Source organism: Streptomyces sp. NRRL S-37, from assembly GCF_000721605.1.
In the GTDB taxonomy this organism is placed as follows: Bacteria; Actinomycetota; Actinomycetes; order Streptomycetales; family Streptomycetaceae; genus Streptomyces.
This window is the reverse complement of the sequence record NZ_JOIZ01000027.1, coordinates 102,010-118,095: the sequence shown is the minus strand read 5'-3', so window position 1 is coordinate 118,095 and position 16,086 is coordinate 102,010. Positions and strand designations below refer to the sequence as shown.

Here is a 16,086-nt window from a genome sequence, read left to right as displayed (position 1 = left end):
GGGGAGCAGGTGGGGGGCGGTGGGGGATTCGAGGGCTTTCCGGGGGGCCGGGGCGGCGGGACTGTGAACAGTGCCCGCGGTGTTCACAGGTGAGCCGTTCGCGCCGCCGAGCCGTGGTGTGAGCACCTGCTCCAGCGCGCCGGGCAGCAACGCGGCGAGTCGCTCGTCGGAGCCGGAGCTCACCTCGAGCCAGACCGGGGAGCGGTCGTGGATCAGCAGCAGGACGCAGCCGGCGTGGGTGAGGGCGGTGACCGGTCCGGCGGGGTGGCCGGCGAGCTGCTGCCAGACGCGTTCCCGCAGCGGGACCTCGGCGAGCTTGCTGCGCCTGCGCAGCCACTCCTCGACCTCGGGCAGCGCGAACGAGGGGCTGGTCTCGGTGCCGCCGACGGGCCGGGGGAAGTCGGTGTGCCGCCGGCGCCAGTTGCTGACGGCGGCACGGCCGACACCGGCCAGTCGCGCGATCCCGGCGGCGGTCACTTCTGTCGTGTCGTCCTGCATGCCCGGCACTCCGCCCTGTTCCTTCTGTTCTCCGTGTGGCGACGAGCATACCGACGCACGCAAGATTTCTACTTCACATCGGTATACACGCATAACAACGTAAACCTTGTTGACTCCGTTCACAGCATCTGTTCTTATTGAGCCCGCGAACGAGCGACCGTCGGCAGGCGGCGGTGGCCGCGTCGGGAGGGACACAGTCATGGGCATGAAGAGCAAGATCGCGCTGGGCGCCGTCGTGGGGATCGTCATCATCGGTGCCGCCTCGGCGAACTCCGGCGACTCGGACGGCGGATCCGCCGACAAGAGCACCTCGGCCTCCGCGGGGCAGCGGTCCGGCGGCACGAAGCCGGACGGCGCGTCGGACGCGAAGCCCGCCGAGGACAAGGGCGCCGAGAAGGCGTCCCAGGCCGAGCAGTTCAAGGCGTTCGTGCAGAAGAACGGGACCCCGCAGGAGAAGGACGCCGCCTCGCACGTCACCAAGGTCCAGGGCGCGGACGAGCAGAACGACATCCTCGACGCCGCCGACATCTACACCGACTTCACCGGCGGGATCATGGGCGAGGGCATGGCCCCCGCCAAGCTCCTCACGTCCGCGTTCGCCGACTGGAAGCAGAGCGACAACGGCCTGGTCACCGTCTACGACGCCGACGGCGAACTGCTCGGCACCGGCAACTTCTAGGACTTCCGGGGCGGGAATCTACCATGCGTCGCACCGCACTCGCCGCCCTCTGCCTGGCCGCCGTGGCCACCGTCGGTCTCACCGGCTGCGGCGGGGACAAGGCGGACACCGGCACGTCACACGATGCGGCCGGACAGAAGACCGCGGAGAAGGGGAAGAGCTCCCCGGAACCGAAAGAGGAACCCTTCGCCGGACTGACCGGCGGCGAGATCGCCGAGAAGGCCTTCAAGGCCACGACCGGGGCCTCGTCCCTGCGGATGACGGGCGAGGTCCCCGACGACAGCACCGGCGGCACCATCCACGTCGACCTGGCCCTGGACAAGCGGGGCGAGTGCGCCGGCACGATGGGAGTGGACGGCCGGGGCGAGGCCGAACTGATCAAGACCGGTGACACCGTCTCCATGAAGTACGACGGGGAGTTCCTGCGGGCCCAGAGCAAGGACGAACCCGAGGGGGACGTGGACGCGGCCGTGGCGCTGCTGGTCGGCAAGTGGATGAAGATGTCCGCCGAGGGCCCCGACGCCAAGGACCTCACGGGCTTCTGCGACCTCGACGAGGTCCTCGGCGGCGCGGAGGACGGCGACGCGGAGGCGACGCGCGGCAAGGCGACGACGGTCGACGGCACGCCCGCGATCACGCTGGAGGCGCAGGACGGCGACGACCGCTTCACGCTGTACGTCGCCACCGAGGGCGAGCCCTACCTGCTGCGGCTCGACAGCTCGTCCCCCGCCGACCCGGGCTCCCTCTCCTTCAGCGACTACGACGAGCCGGTCCCGGTGGAGAAGCCCGCCGGCGACGTCCTGGACATCGATCCCTGAGCTGACCCGCCCGGACCGCTCAGCCGCCGCACTGCTGGAGCATCATGCGCTTGTCGGCCGGCGTCACCGGCATCTCGTACTCGACGGCGACCTGGGCGAAGCGGACCGCGTACGCGCAGCGGATCCGCTTGTCGGGCGGCAGCCAGGTCGCGGGCCCGGAATCGCCCTTGGCCGAGTTGGCTCCGCCGTCGACCGGGATCAGGTTGAGCGGGTCGTTGGCGAGCTGCTCGCGCTTGCTCCCCGACCAGCGCGACGCACCCATCTGCCAGCTGTAGGACAGCGGCACCACGTGGTCGATCTGGACCTCGGCGGCCTCCTGCTTGCGCCACTCGATGGTCGTGCCGGTGTACGGGTCCGCCAGGGTCATGGCGACCACCACACAGTCGGACCCGGAGCGGAAACGCAGGTCCTGGCCGTCGCGTCGCAGCAGGTCGTTGCGGGTGTCGCAGCCGTTCCTCGCGAGTGGTACCCCGTCCGCCGTGTCCATCCAGGCGTAGCCGAACTCGTCCCGGTCGTAGCCCGTCTTCGGTCCGCGGCCCTTGGTCGTCACCTTCGTGATGAGGTCGACGGCCTCGGCCCGGTCCGGCTCGCCGGTCACGGGCGCGAGGCCCGGTTCGGTGCCCTCGGGGTTGTCCAGCGGGCTGACGGCGCGCCCGTCGGAGGCGGCGGCGCCCCCGCTCTCGTCACCGGCCGGGGACCCCGCGTCCGGGATTCCCTCGCAGCCGGCGAGGAGGGCCACCGCGGCGATCACCGCCGGGCCCGCGCTCCGGGCCCGTATGCCCCATCCCTTGTTCCGCGTCACCGCGCCCTCCTTCGCTCATCCGACTCCTGCCCTGACAGGGGCGGATCGTGCCGGGTCTCACCGTAACGAGTGAGAGGTCCAGACCAATCCGGTGCTGTCCGGGCATGTGCGGCAAAGCGCGCGTATCGTCGGTTCTGAGCCCCCTCCGGAAGGAGCTCCCGCATGGGCATCCTCGACAAGTTCAAGAGCAACAAGGCGGCACGCGACAAGGCCAAGCACGCCTCGGACGCCGCGGAACGGAAGATGAACGAGAGGACCGGCGGCAAGTACGAGCAGCAGATCGACACCGGGCAGCAGCAGGCCGAACGCCGGCTCGGCATGGACCGCGACCGTCCCGACCGGCCGTAAGGCCGCGCGCACCCGTCAGGGCCGTCCACGGCGGCCTCACGCCGTGGACGGCTTCCCGTGTGCGGGTCAGGAGCCCAGGACCGACGTCAGGAACTCCCCGACCCAGCCCAGCAGGTCCCGCCCGACCAGCGGCTTGCCGCCCACCTTCGCGGTCTTCGGGCGCGGGACCAGCACCTGGTGCGCGGTCGCCTTGATGACCGTGCCGGGGTACAGGCGCTTCAGGCGCAGCTCCTGGGACTCGCGCAGCTCCACCGGCGCGAAGCGGACGTTGGTGCCCTGGAGGACGATCTCGCCGACACCGCACGCGCGGGCCAGCATCCGCAGGCCCGCCACCAGCAGCAGGTTCTCCACCGGCTCCGGCAGCTTGCCGTAACGGTCGACGAGTTCCTCGCGCACGGCCTTGATGTCGTCCTCGCTGTTGGCGGAGGCGATCGCCCGGTACGCCTGGAGGCGCAGCCGCTCGCCGGGCGCGTAGTCGTGCGGGACGTGCGCGTCGACGGGCAGCTCGATCTTCACCTCGAGCGGCGGCTCCTCCTCGATCCCGCCGGCCTCCAGCTGACGCCGGTAGTCCGCGACCGCCTCGCCGACCATCCGCACGTACAGGTCGAAGCCGACGCCCGCGATGTGCCCGGACTGCTCGCCGCCGAGCAGGTTTCCGGCGCCGCGGATCTCCAGGTCCTTCATCGCCACGTACATGCCCGCGCCCATCTCGGTGTGCTGGGCGATCGTGGCGAGCCGCTCGTGCGCGGTCTCTGTCAGCGGCTTCTCCGGCGGGTACAGGAAGTAGGCGTACCCGCGCTCCCGTCCCCGCCCCACCCGGCCGCGCAGCTGGTGGAGCTGGCTGAGACCGAAGTTGTCGCCGCGCTCGACGATCAGGGTGTTGGCGTTGGAGATGTCGATGCCGGACTCGACGATCGTCGTCGACACCAGCACGTCGAACTTCTTCTCCCAGAAGTCGACGACGACCTGCTCCAGCGCCGACTCCGACATCTGGCCGTGCGCGGTGGCGATCCGCGCCTCGGGCACGATCTCGCGCAGCCGGGCCGCCGCGCGGTCGATGGACTCGACCCGGTTGTGGATGTAGAAGACCTGGCCCTCACGCAGCAGTTCGCGGCGGATAGCGGCGCCGATCTGCTTCTGCTCGTACGGGCCGACGAAGGTGAGCACCGGGTGCCGCTCCTCCGGCGGGGTGGTGATCGTCGACATCTCGCGGATGCCGGTGACCGCCATCTCCAGGGTGCGCGGGATCGGCGTGGCGGACATGGTCAGCACGTCGACGTTGGCGCGCAGCTTCTTCAGCTGCTCCTTGTGCTCGACGCCGAAGCGCTGCTCCTCGTCGACGATGACCAGGCCCAGGTCCTTGAACTTGGTCTCGGACGAGAACAGGCGGTGGGTGCCGATGACGACGTCCACCGATCCCTCGCGCAGGCCCTCCAGCGTCGCCTTCGCCTCCGTGTCGGTCTGGAAGCGGGACAGCGCCTTCACGTTCACCGGGAACTGCGCGTACCGCTCGCTGAACGTCCCGAAGTGCTGCTGCACCAGCAGCGTGGTCGGCACGAGCACGGCGACCTGCTTGCCGTCCTGCACGGCCTTGAACGCGGCCCGCACCGCGATCTCCGTCTTGCCGTAACCGACGTCGCCGCAGATCAGACGGTCCATGGGGACCGACTTCTCCATGTCCTCCTTGACCTCGGCGATGGTGGTGAGCTGGTCGGGCGTCTCCGCGTAGGGGAAGGCGTCCTCCAGCTCGCGCTGCCAGGGCGTGTCGGGCCCGAAGGTGTGCCCGGGGGCCGCCATCCGCGCGCTGTACAGCTTGATCAGGTCGGCGGCGATCTCCTTGACCGCCTTCTTGGCGCGCGCCTTGGTCTTGGTCCAGTCGGCGCCGCCCAGGCGGTGCAGGGTGGGGGCCTCACCGCCGACGTACTTGGTGATCTGCTCCAGCTGGTCGGTGGGGATGTACAGCCGGTCGCCGGGCTGGCCGCGCTTGGCGGGGGCGTACTCCACGACCAGGTACTCGCGGGTGGCGCCCTGCACGGTGCGCTGCACCATCTCGATGTAGCGGCCCACGCCGTGCTGCTCGTGGACGATGTGGTCGCCCGGCTCCAGGGTGAGCGGGTCGATGGTCTTGCGGCGCCGGGCCGGCATCCGGGCGCCCTCGCGGCCGGACGCCTTCTGGCCGGTCAGGTCGGTCTCGGTGAGCACGGCGAGCCTGAGCGCCGGGTCGACGAAGCCGTGGTCGATACAGCCGCAGGCGACGTGCACGACGGACGGGGTGATCTCGCCGAGGTCCGCGTCGAGGCGGGCGGCGATGCCCTCGCCGCCGAGCACCTCGACCGTGCGGGCGGCCGGGCCGTGCCCCTCGGTGACGTAGACCGTGCGCCAGCCGTCGGCGAGCCAGCCCTTGGTGTCGGCGAGGGCTCTGGCGGTGTCGCCGCGGTAGGTCTCGGGGGCGTGCATGCCGAGCTTGAGCGTGTCCGCGTCGAGTGTCTCGTCGGCGGCGAACGGCGACACCGACCACCACATCATGTCCAGCTCACGTGCCCGGTCGCGGACGTCCGCGATGGACCACAGGGAGGCCGCGCCGACGTCGATGGGCGCCTCGCCGCCGCCGGCGGTGGCCGCCCAGGACGCCTGGAGGAACTCCTGACTGGTGGCCACCAGGTCGGCGGCCCGGGTCCGCACCCGCTCCGGATCGCAGACGACGGCCATGGCGCCCTTGGGCAGCACGTCCAGCAGCAGCTCCATGTCGTCGACGAGGACGGGCGCGAGGGACTCCATGCCCTCCACCGCGATCCCCTCGGCGATCTTCCCGAGCAGCTCCCCCAGCTCCGGATGCTCCTCGGCGAGGACCCGCGCACGGTCCCGTACGTCCTCGGTGAGCAGCAGCTCGCGGCAGGGCGGGGCCCACAGGCCGTGCTCGGCGACCTCCAGGGAGCGCTGGTCGGCGACCTTGAAGTAGCGGATCTCCTCGACGTCGTCGCCCCAGAACTCCACCCGCAGGGGGTGCTCCTCGGTCGGCGGGAACACGTCGAGGATGCCGCCCCGTACGGCGAACTCGCCGCGCTTCTCCACCAGTTCCACACGCGCGTACGCGGCGGCGGCGAGGGCTTCGACGGTCTCGTTCAGATCGGCGTTCTGCCCGGTGCGCAGGGAGACCGGCTCCAGGTCGCCCAGACCCTTGACCTGGGGCTGGAGCACGGAGCGCACGGGCGCGACGACGACGGAGACCGGGCCGGTCTCGGGGTCGTCGGGGCGGGGGTGGGCCAGGCGGCGCAGCACGGCGAGGCGGCGGCCGACGGTGTCGCTGCGGGGGCTGAGCCGCTCGTGCGGCAGCGTCTCCCAGGACGGGTACTCCACGACACCCTCGGGCGGGAGCAGGGAGCGCAGGGCCGCGGCCAGGTCCTCCGCCTCGCGTCCGGTGGCCGTCACCGCCAGTACGGGACGGCCGGTGTCGCGGGCCAGGGCGGCGACGGTGAAGGGGCGGGCCGCGGGCGGGCCGACCAGGTCGACGTGCATGCGGTTGCCGTCCGCGGCGGCCGCGATCGCTTCCGCGAGAGCGGTGTCCTTGACTACGGCGTCGAGCAGACCGTGCAGGCTCATTCGGGGCGCTTTCCGTCCAGGGGTGTGCAACACGTCGGGCCCGACACGCGCGGCGGGCCGGGGTTGTCCAGCGTACGTCGCCGAAGACCCCCGGCGCCCGGGCTGTGGACAACGTCCACCGACCGGTGGGCGGTGCCGGTGCCCGGCCCCCGAAGCCCCGTCCGGCCCTGGACGTGCCCCGCCCCCGAACACCGGACGGGCCGAACGGAACCACCCGGCGCCGGAAAGCCCTCCAAGGACTTCCCGGCGCCGGGCGCTCCCCCGCAACCCCCGTATGCGGTGGCTAGTCGGTGGCGATGGCGTTCAGGACGTTCATGCGGCCCGCCCGGAAAGCCGGGACCAGGGCGGCGAACAGGCCCACGAAGGCCGAGCCGATGAACACGCCGATGATCGTCGGCCACGGGATGTCGAGGACCTTCAGGCCCTCCAGGGCGAGCAGCTGCTGCGCGGTCGCGCCCCAGCCCATGCCCAGGCCCAGCCCTAGCAGGGCACCGAAGAGGGCGATCACGACCGACTCCATGCGGATCATGCGGCGCAGCTGCCGGCGCGAGAGGCCGATGGCCCGCATCAGGCCGATCTCCCGGGTCCGCTCGACGACCGACAGGGCGAGGGTGTTCACCACACCGAGGATCGCCACGACGATCGCCAGGGCCAGCAGACCGTAGATCATGTTCAGCAGCTGGCCGATCTGGTCCTTCAGCGCCTCCTTGTAGTCGGTCTGGTCGCGCACCGTGTACTGCGGGTAGTCGTGCAGCGCGTCCTTCAGCGACGTGTACGCGGCGTCGGTCCGCCCGTCCTTCGCCGAGACGAAGAGCAGCGTGTCCAGCGGCATCTTGTCGGCCGGCACGTACGTGGCGAGGGTGTCGATGGACGTGTACATCGCGCCCGCGTCGATGACGCCCTCACTGCTGGTGATGGCCCGGACCGTCAGCGTGCCCGTCTCGCCGTCCTTGAACGCGATCTCGATCTTCGAGCCGATCCTGATGCCGTGGTCCTTGGCGAAGTCCTCGTGGACGGACATCGAGTCGGGCTTGTAGGCGTCGCCGAGCCGGCCGGCGACCGTCTCGACCCGCAGGTCGGTCGCGTACGTCGGGTCGGCCGCCGTGATCGCCGTGTCCTTCAGCGTCTTGCCGTCGGGCGTGGTGAAGTCGGCCTCGGTCCACTTGTACTCGGTGACCCGGTCCACCGCGGGTGACTTCTTCACGGCCTCGACGGCCTGCGGGGTGATCAGCTGGCCGGTGTCGGACTGGATGATGAAGTCCGTGCCGACCGCCTTGTCGAGCTCCTCGGTGGCCGAGGCGACCATGGAGGACCCGACCACGGACAGGCACGCCACCAGCGCCAGACCGATCATCAGCGCGGCGCCCGTCGCGCCGGTGCGGCGCGGGTTGCGCAGGGCGTTGCGCTCGGCCATGCGGCCCACCGGGCCGAAGGCCCGCAGCAGGACCGCGCCGAGGACGCGCACCACACCGCCCGCCAGCACCGGTCCGACGACGACGAAGCCGATCAGGGACAGCACCACGCCCAGACCCAGCCACATCGAGCCGTCCGTCGCCTTGTCCGCGCTGCCCGCCAGGTACAGGGCGAAGCCGCCGGCGCCGGTGAGGACCAGGCCGATCCCGCCGCGTATCCAGCCGGCCTTGGCGTCCGCCGGGGTGCCGGCGTCGCGCAGCGCGGCCATCGGGGAGATCTTCCCGGCCCGCCGGGCGGGCAGGTAGGCGGCGAGCACGGTGACGACGACGCCGAGGAGCAGTCCGAGCGCCGGGGTCGTCCAGGCCACCGTGAGGTCGTCCGTGGACAGCTCCATGCCCATCATGCTCATGAGCCTCATCAGCCCGACGGCGAGTCCGACGCCCGCGCCGACCCCGAGGACCGAACCGAGGACGCCGAGCAGCAGCGCCTCGACCAGCACCGAACGGTTGACCTGCCTGCGGGACGAGCCGATCGCCCGCATCAGGCCGATCTCCCGGGTGCGCTGGGCGACCAGCATGGAGAAGGTGTTGATGATCAGGAAGATGCCGACGAGGAAGGCGATCCCGGCGAAGCCGAGCATCGCGTACTTCATGACGTTCATGAAGTCCTCGACGTCCTTCTGGTTGGCCTCCGCGGTCTCCTCGGCGGTCTGCACCTTGTAGGAGCCGCCGAGTTCGGCCGCGACGTTCTTCTTCAGCTGCGTGTCGCTGACGCCGGCCGCGGCGGTCACGTTGACGTTGGTGTAGACGCCGCTCTCGCCGACCAGGGCCTGCTGCGCGGTCTTCGTGTCCAGGTAGAAGATCGCCGCGCCGGGGTTGGTGACCGTGAAGTCGGCGATGCCCGAGATCTTCGTGGTGAGCGTGCCGACCACGCTGATCACGCCGATCTCGTCGCCGAGCCTCAGGTCGTGCTTGTCGGCGGTGTCGGCGTCGACCATGATCTGGTCCGCACCCTCGGGCGCCGCACCCTCGGTGATCTTCATGGTGCGGGCGTCGTTGCCGTTCCAGCTGCCGACGATGGTCGGGCCGCCGCTGGTCGGCGAGAGGCTGTCCTTGTCGGCGTCGACGACGGTCACCGAGGTGGAGGACACCGTGCCCTCGGCCGACTTCACGCCGTCCGCGCCCTTGACCTCGTCGAGCACGGAGGCCGGTATCACCGGCGGCCTGCCGTTGTCCGCGGTCGTCTCACCGCTGTCGGAGGCACCCTTGGCGCTCACCGTGACGTCCGAGGAGGTGGCCGCGAACAGCTTGTCGAACGTCGTGTTCATGGTGTCCGTGAACACCAGCGTGCCGCACACGAACGCCACCGACAGCAGCACCGCCACCGCGGACAGCGCCATCCGCCCCTTGTGCGCGAAGAAGTTGCGCATGGAGGTCTTCAGGACGGTCATGACGTACGCCCCCGGGCATCGAAGTCCTTCATGCGGTCCAGGACCTGATCGGCCGTCGGCTGGTACATCTCGTCGACGATGCGGCCGTCGGCGAGATACAGCACCCGGTCCGCGTAGGAGGCGGCCACCGGATCGTGGGTGACCATCACGATGGTCTGCCCCAGCTCGTCCACCGAGCGGCGCAGGAAGCCGAGCACCTCGGCGCCGGCGCGGGAGTCGAGGTTCCCGGTCGGCTCGTCACCGAAGATGATCTCCGGCCGGGCCGCCAGCGCCCGCGCCACCGCGACCCGCTGCTGCTGACCGCCGGAGAGCTGCGTCGGCCGGTGCTTGAGCCGCTCCGCGAGCCCGACGGTCTCCACCACCCGGTCCAGCCACCCCTGGTCGGGCTTGCGGCCGGCGATGTCCATGGGCAGCGTGATGTTCTCGATCGCGTTCAGCGTCGGCAGCAGGTTGAACGCCTGGAAGATGAAACCGATCCGGTCCCGGCGCAGCCGCGTGAGCTTCTTGTCCTTCAGGCCGGTGATCTCGGTCTCGTCCAGGTAGATCTGCCCGGACGTCACGGTGTCGAGCCCGGCGAGGCAGTGCATCAGCGTGGACTTGCCGGACCCCGAAGGGCCCATGATCGCGGTGAACTGGCCCCGGGCGATGTCCACGTCGACATGGTCGAGGGCGACGACCCGGGTCTCACCCGACCCGTACGCCTTCACGACCTGCCGCGCCCGCGCGGCAACGGCCGTACGCCCTCCAGTACCCCCGTGCCTGGGAATGGTCACAGCCGATGTCACGGTAAGTCTCCTATGTCGGTCAGCAGATGAAAGCGGTGCCCCGGCGCCCGCCCGTCGTACCCGGCCGGCCGCTTCGTGCGTGTTCGTGCGACGTGATTCAGTCTGGCGGCCGGCAAGGCCCGGCGCCCTGGTGTTCAGCGCAGTCTTGTCCTGGGGAAAACCCCACCCTTGCCGGTGTGGTGCGCCGCCCCCCAGCGGCGTAAAGCCAGGTTAAGGACGGCACCCGCCCCGTCTCGTCCTCCGCCGGTACGAACCCTCCCCGACCCGTAGTACGGAGGTACCCCTAAGGGCTCTCCTCCGGCGGGCGGACACCGTCTCAGGGTCGGCTCATCCCACCGGCCCACCCGCATCCGCCCTCCCGCGACGCGGGGACCGAGTGCGAAGCTGTCCGGCGGCAAACACGTGCAAGGGGCAAGCAGAGCGAGGGAGGACCTCCGGGTGGACGGCACCAGACCGGTGACACACGACAGCGGACGGACCGCCGCGACCGGCCGGCGCGGAGCCGTCGTCGCCGCGCTGATGCTCGCGATGGCCCTGGCGGCACTCGACTCCACCATCGTGTCCACCGCCGTCCCCCAGATCGTCGGCGACCTGGGCGGCTTCTCCTACTTCTCCTGGCTCTTCTCCGGCTACCTGCTGGCCGTCACGGTCACCCTCCCCGTCTACGGCAGGCTCTCCGACACCTTCGGCCGCAAACCGGTCCTCATCGCGGGCGCCGCCCTGTTCCTGCTGGGCTCACTGCTGTGCGCCGCCACCTGGAACATGGCCGCGCTCGTCGCGTTCCGCGTCGTCCAGGGCCTGGGCGGCGGCGCACTCCAGGGCACGGTGCAGACCCTCGCCGCCGACCTGTACCCGCTGGAGGAACGCCCGAAGATCCAGGCCCGCCTCTCCACCGTATGGGCCCTCTCCGCGGTGGCCGGCCCCGGCATCGGCGGACTGCTCGCCTCCTACGCCGACTGGCGCTGGATCTTCCTCGTCAACCTGCCCGTCGGAGCGGTGGCGTTGTGGTTGATCGTCCGTCACCTCCACGAACCGCGGCGGGAGAACGGCCGCCACGCGCGCGTGGACCGGGCGGGCGCGTTCGCGATCTTCGCCTGCGGGGGCGTCCTGCTCACCGCGCTCGTCCAGGGCGGGGTCGCCTGGCCGTGGCTGTCCGCCCCGTCACTCGCCCTGTTCACGGCGGGAGCCGCCCTCCTGGCCGTCGTGGTCGTGGTGGAACACCGCGCGGCGGAACCGATCATCCCCGGCTGGGTGTGGCGCCGCCGCACGATCGCCGCCGTCAACCTGGCCCTCGGCGCCCTGGGCCTGCTGATGGTGGCCCCCACCGTCTTCCTGCCCACCTACGCCCAGTCCGTCCTCGGCCTCACCCCCGTGGCCGCCGGATTCGTCCTCTCCGTATGGACACTGACCTGGCCGGTGTCGGCCGCCCTCAGCCAGCACGTGTACCGCCGCATCGGCTTCCGCAGCACCGCGATGCTCGGCATCGGCACGGCCGCGCTCGTCCTCTTCGCGTTCCCCCTCCTGCCCTACCCCGGCCAGGCATGGCAGCCGACCCTGCTGATGCTGCTGCTGGGCGCGGCCCTCGGCCTGTTCCAGCTCCCCCTGATCATCGGGGTGCAGTCGTCGGTGAAGTGGGAGGAACGCGGTACGGCGACCGCATCGGTCCTCTTCTGCCGGCAGACCGGCCAGACCGTCGGCGCGGCCCTCTTCGGCGCGGTCGCCAACAGCGTCCTGGCCGCACGCCTGGGCGACGCGAGCGACCTGGACTCCGTCACCCGCGCCCTGGACGCCGGCACCGTCCCCGAGGCGACCCGCCGGGCCGTCGCGGACGCCGTGCACGCCGTCTACCTCGGCGCGGCAGGCGCGGCGGCACTGGCGTTCCTGGTCCTGCTGCTCCTCGCACCCCGCACGTTCCCGGCGCTCAAGGACTGAGAACACCCCCTCCCGCACCCCCGCGCGCAAGACCCCGGGGACGGCTCACTCCACCGCCCGGCCCGTCAGCGCGCTGAGCCCCGCGCACACCTGGTCCAGCTGTGCCTGCACCTCCTCCCGCCTCCCGGCGTGCTCACGCAGCACCCGCTCGGTCTCCCTCGCGACGCCCTCCGCGCGGACACGCGCCCCGGCGAGCAGCTCCGCCGCCCGCTCCCGCGCCTCCTCCGCACGGTGCCGCGCATCCTCCTCCGCGTCGGCGAAGACCTGCCGCGCCTCGGCCAGCGCACGCTCGGCACGCTCCTCCGCCTCGGCGTGCCGGGCCTCCAGAGCGGCCACCCGCGCCCCCTCCTCACGCTCCACCGCGGCCAGCCGTTCCGCCTGCTCCCCGGCCGCCTCGGCGAGCATCGCCGAGGTGCGCTCCCGCATCTCCCGCAGCACCACCAGCGTCTGCGCACGCCGCTCCTTCACCTCCAGCCGGGCCTCGGTCCGGATCCGCTCGGCCTCCGCGCGGGCCGCCAGCAGCACCTCCCCCGCCTGCTCGTCGGCCCCGGCGCGTACCGTCTCGGCGTGCGCCCGCGCGGCCTCCCGCACGCCGGCCGCGTCGTCCTCCGCCAGGTCCGTCACATCCCGCGCGTACTGCCGCGCCGACTCCCGCACGGCCGCCGCCTCCTCCCCGGCCAGCCCGAACAACCGCCGCGCGCTCTCCCCCAGCGACTCGTACGTCTGCGGCGCCAGCCCCGCCACCCGCACCCGCAGCAGTTCCAGCTCCTCCTCCATCTCCCGCGCGAGGACGGTGAGCCGCGCGGCCCGCTCCCAGGCCGCGTCACGATCGTCCGAAAGGGCCTCGACATACGCGATCACCTGCAAAGGACGGTAACCACGCCCCCGTACGACCTCGAAGCCCTGCGACGACACCGATGCGCTGCTCACCCTGGAACCCCTCTCCACCGACGGACACGAAGCCCAGCACGAAAGACCGAGCACGAAATGGGATGAATCGCGCACATCTTGGTGGATGACACGGAAGTGTTCATAACGCGACACTCCGCGAGAAGGGCACGCAAAAGCCGGGCCCGGTCGTCCTGACGACCGGGCCCGGCTCCTCACCTCACACGGGATTCACCCGCGACAGATCACAACAACCCGTCCCACATCTGCTCCAGCAGCACCGACCACCAGCTCTCCGGCGAACCCAGCGCCGCCGGATCCAGCGCCGCCAACTGCGCCTGGAAGTCCACCGTCCAACGGCCCGCCTGCTCCTGGTTCAGCCCGAACCGCAGCCGCCACATCCGCCCCAGCAGCGCCAGACAGCGCGCGAACTCCGGCAGACCGGTGTTCACGAACTGCGGCGGAACCGGCGCACCACCCGGCCCGGACTCCACCGGCACCGCGACGATGTTCGCCGTGCCGTACTGCACACAGATCGCCTTGCCGAAATCACTGCCCATCACCAGGTACGAACCCGCGTCCGAAGCCGGCTGCACACCCCGCTCCGCCGCCAGCTCCGCCAGCGTCGGCACCGGACGGCCCGGCTGCGCCTGCGCCCAGAAGAACGGCCCCATGTCCAGCGGCAGCCCCGCCACCACCAGGGTGTGCGCCACCACCGGCGGCACACCCTGCCGGGACACCGCCGCCTGCTCGAACCGGAACACACCCGGCCCGAACGCCCCCGCCAGCTCCTGCGCGACCGCCTCCGGCGGAACCGGCGGAACCGGCTGCACCGGCGGAATCGGCGCACGCACCGGCGCGGGACGCGCCGGACCGTCCGCCACCTGATGCAACTCACCCTGATGAGCCAACAGTTGACCCATACCCTGCTGCCGGCTCGCATGATCCGTGCCGTACGGGGCGATCGACGTGATCCGCGCCTGCGGCCACTGCTCACGGATCATCCGCGCACAGTACGCACCCGGCAGCTCGCACGACTCCAGCTCGGTGTGCAGCTCCAGCACCCGGTCCGGCGGCACGTTCATGGCACGCAGCTCATGGAAGATCTGCCACTCCGGGTGCGGCGTACCCGGCGCCGAACGCCGGATCAGCTGCTGCTCGCTGCCGTCCTGCGCACGGTAGCGCAGCACGGCCTGATAGCCGGGGCCGACGGTCGGCTGACCGGCGGGCGGCTGCGGATAGCCGTACGCCGGCGGCTGCCCCGGCACGGGAACACCGGGCGGCGGCGTACCAGGGGGCATCCCGCCCGGCGGCATCGGCGGAGCACCACCGGGCATCGCCGGCGGCGCCGGAGGCGGCGGCACACCGGGCCCCGCCACCGGCGGTGCGGCCAGCACGGTCTCCGCGTGATGCACGGTCCCGCGCCCGCCCCCGGCGGTACCGGGCGAACCCGGAGGCTGCGGCACACCGGGAACACCAGGTGCACCAGGTGCACCCGGGGCGGCGGGAGGACCGGGAGGCTGAGGCGCACCAGGAGCACCGGGAGCACCGGGCGGGCCCGGAGGCTGAGGCGCACCAGGCGCACCCGGACCGGCAAGCATCGTCGCCGCGTGGTGGGCGCCACCGGGCGGCGGAGGCGGAGCCGGCGTCCCCGGCGGCGGGGTCGGACCAGCCGGCGCCCCCGGCCCCTCGGGGCCGAGCGACGACACCATCTGCGTCGGCACATACCCGCCCGCCGGAGCGGACGGCGGCGCGGGCGTACCCCCCGGACGCGCACCCGGAGCCCCCGGAGCGGACGGCGGAGGCGGAGGCGTCCCACCCGAGCCGCGCCGCGGAGGCGGAGTCGCCTTGCTGGTCACGGCGTCCGCGATGTCCCCGGCGTTCGGCGCGAGCGGACGCTCCGGCGCACCCGGACCGGCCGGCGGAGGCGTGGGCACACCACCGGGCCCCTGCGGACGACCGTACGGCGCACCACCCTGCGCGGGCGGCGGCGTACCCGGTGCCCCCTGCGGCGCACCGGAATCCTGCACCGCCGGCGCCACAGCCGTCGGCGGAAGCCCGCTGCCACCCGACATCAGCGCCGTCATCGCCTCCGGCGGAGCCACAGGCGGAACGCCCTCACCGGACTCGCTCAACTGCGGCGCGAACACCGTCTCCGGCAACGGCACGGAACGGTCCTCACCGGCATCGGCATTGGTGTCCGTACCGGCCCACGGAGTCGCCCCCACCGGGGCACCGGCCCCCGCACTCCCCCCGGCGGCAGGCCACACGGCCCCGCTCCCCGCACCCTCCGGCTCCGGAGCGGAACCCGCGGACGGGGCCGAACCCCCACCACCGGCACCCGAAGCCCAACTCGCGTCCGGAGCCCCGGACGAACCCGAAGCGGGAACCGCATCCGACACCGGATCCGCGGACGAACCCGCACCCGGCCCCGAAGCCGACGCCGACGCCGACGCCCCAGACGAACCCGACCCCTCCCCCCGCCGATCCGGAATCCCCAACCGGTCCGCCGCCTCCTGCAACCACTCCGGCGGACTCAACAAGAACGACGTCTGATTCAGATCCACCCGCGCCGCAGGCGCCGGCACCGGATCGGGCGCCGAACCGTCACGCCCGTACTCCTCCTCATACCGGCGGATCACCTCACCCACCGGCAACGCCGGCCACAACGTCGCCTCACCACTGTCACGGGCGATCACCAGCCGCTGCGCGCCCCCGTCCGAACGAGGACCCTCCGCACGATCCTCCGCCCACACCACGAACCCGAGGCCGAACTCCCGCACCCGCACCTCACGATGCTGATACGACGGCACATCCCCGTTGACCCACTCCTCCGCACGCTCCTGCGCCTGCGCGAACGTCACCATCGCCGA

10 protein-coding genes and 1 pseudogene are annotated in these 16,086 nt (G+C 71.9%); 4 read left to right on the top strand and 7 right to left on the bottom strand.

The window, feature by feature from the left end; genetic code table 11:
• A pseudogene (locus tag IH50_RS0132245) lies at positions 1-498 on the bottom strand (SAM-dependent methyltransferase); the annotation flags it as partial.
• A gap of 199 nt (positions 499-697) precedes the next feature.
• Here IH50_RS0132245 and IH50_RS0132240 point away from each other — a divergent pair.
• Both IH50_RS0132240 and IH50_RS0132235 read left to right on the top strand, forming a co-directional pair.
• The gene (locus IH50_RS0132240; protein WP_030870400.1) at positions 698-1,177 is read left to right on the top strand and encodes a hypothetical protein; all 480 of its coding nucleotides are present in this window, start codon (positions 698-700) and stop codon (positions 1,175-1,177) included.
• Positions 1,178-1,200: 23 nt separating this feature from the next.
• Complete coding sequence (locus IH50_RS0132235) at positions 1,201-1,995, top strand: hypothetical protein (protein ID WP_030870399.1); 795 nt, start codon at positions 1,201-1,203, stop codon at positions 1,993-1,995.
• A 19-nt stretch (positions 1,996-2,014) separates the two neighbouring features.
• Here IH50_RS0132235 and IH50_RS0132230 read toward each other — a convergent pair whose 3' ends face one another.
• Positions 2,015-2,797, bottom strand: coding sequence for an HNH endonuclease family protein (locus IH50_RS0132230; protein ID WP_030870396.1), 783 nt, complete (start codon positions 2,795-2,797; stop codon positions 2,015-2,017).
• Positions 2,798-2,959: 162 nt separating this feature from the next.
• Here IH50_RS0132230 and IH50_RS0132225 point away from each other — a divergent pair, with 162 nt between their 5' ends.
• Complete coding sequence (locus IH50_RS0132225; RefSeq protein WP_030870393.1) at positions 2,960-3,145, top strand: antitoxin; 186 nt, start codon at positions 2,960-2,962, stop codon at positions 3,143-3,145.
• A 66-nt stretch (positions 3,146-3,211) separates the two neighbouring features.
• On the opposite strand, the gene mfd is transcribed toward IH50_RS0132225, so the two are convergent.
• From mfd to IH50_RS0132210, 3 genes are all read right to left on the bottom strand, one after another.
• Positions 3,212-6,745 carry a transcription-repair coupling factor gene (gene mfd, locus IH50_RS0132220; protein WP_030870390.1) on the bottom strand — a complete coding sequence of 1,178 codons (3,534 nt, stop codon included), beginning with the start codon at positions 6,743-6,745 and terminating at the stop codon, positions 3,212-3,214.
• Positions 6,746-7,028: 283 nt separating this feature from the next.
• The gene (locus tag IH50_RS0132215; protein ID WP_030870387.1) at positions 7,029-9,608 is read right to left on the bottom strand and encodes an ABC transporter permease; all 2,580 of its coding nucleotides are present in this window, start codon (positions 9,606-9,608) and stop codon (positions 7,029-7,031) included.
• On the bottom strand, positions 9,605-10,393 hold the full coding sequence (locus tag IH50_RS0132210) for an ABC transporter ATP-binding protein (protein WP_030870384.1): 789 nt from the start codon (positions 10,391-10,393) through the stop codon (positions 9,605-9,607). Before IH50_RS0132210 ends, IH50_RS0132215 begins: the two co-directional genes overlap by 4 nt.
• Positions 10,394-10,831: 438 nt before the next feature.
• On the opposite strand from IH50_RS0132210, the gene IH50_RS0132205 reads away from it, so the two are divergent.
• On the top strand, positions 10,832-12,325 hold the full coding sequence (locus IH50_RS0132205) for an MFS transporter (RefSeq protein WP_030870382.1): 1,494 nt from the start codon (positions 10,832-10,834) through the stop codon (positions 12,323-12,325).
• Positions 12,326-12,370: 45 nt separating this feature from the next.
• On the opposite strand, the gene IH50_RS0132200 is transcribed toward IH50_RS0132205, so the two are convergent.
• Together IH50_RS0132200 and IH50_RS40280 are read right to left on the bottom strand one after the other, a co-directional pair.
• On the bottom strand, positions 12,371-13,255 hold the full coding sequence (locus IH50_RS0132200) for a hypothetical protein (protein ID WP_030870380.1): 885 nt from the start codon (positions 13,253-13,255) through the stop codon (positions 12,371-12,373).
• A 203-nt stretch (positions 13,256-13,458) separates the two neighbouring features.
• Complete coding sequence (locus tag IH50_RS40280; RefSeq protein ID WP_078914168.1) at positions 13,459-16,080, bottom strand: SUKH-4 family immunity protein; 2,622 nt, start codon at positions 16,078-16,080, stop codon at positions 13,459-13,461.
• Positions 16,081-16,086 lie beyond the last annotated feature (6 nt).

Coding starts and splice junctions, on each gene's coding strand:
- IH50_RS0132240 (WP_030870400.1), top strand. CDS start 698: ATGGGCATGAAGAGCAAGATCGCGCTGGGCGCCGTCGTGGGGATCGTC.
- IH50_RS0132235 (WP_030870399.1), top strand. CDS start 1,201: ATGCGTCGCACCGCACTCGCCGCCCTCTGCCTGGCCGCCGTGGCCACC.
- IH50_RS0132225 (WP_030870393.1), top strand. CDS start 2,960: ATGGGCATCCTCGACAAGTTCAAGAGCAACAAGGCGGCACGCGACAAG.
- mfd (WP_030870390.1), bottom strand. CDS start 6,745: ATGAGCCTGCACGGTCTGCTCGACGCCGTAGTCAAGGACACCGCTCTC.
- IH50_RS0132215 (WP_030870387.1), bottom strand. CDS start 9,608: ATGACCGTCCTGAAGACCTCCATGCGCAACTTCTTCGCGCACAAGGGG.
- IH50_RS40280 (WP_078914168.1), bottom strand. CDS start 16,080: ATGGTGACGTTCGCGCAGGCGCAGGAGCGTGCGGAGGAGTGGGTCAAC.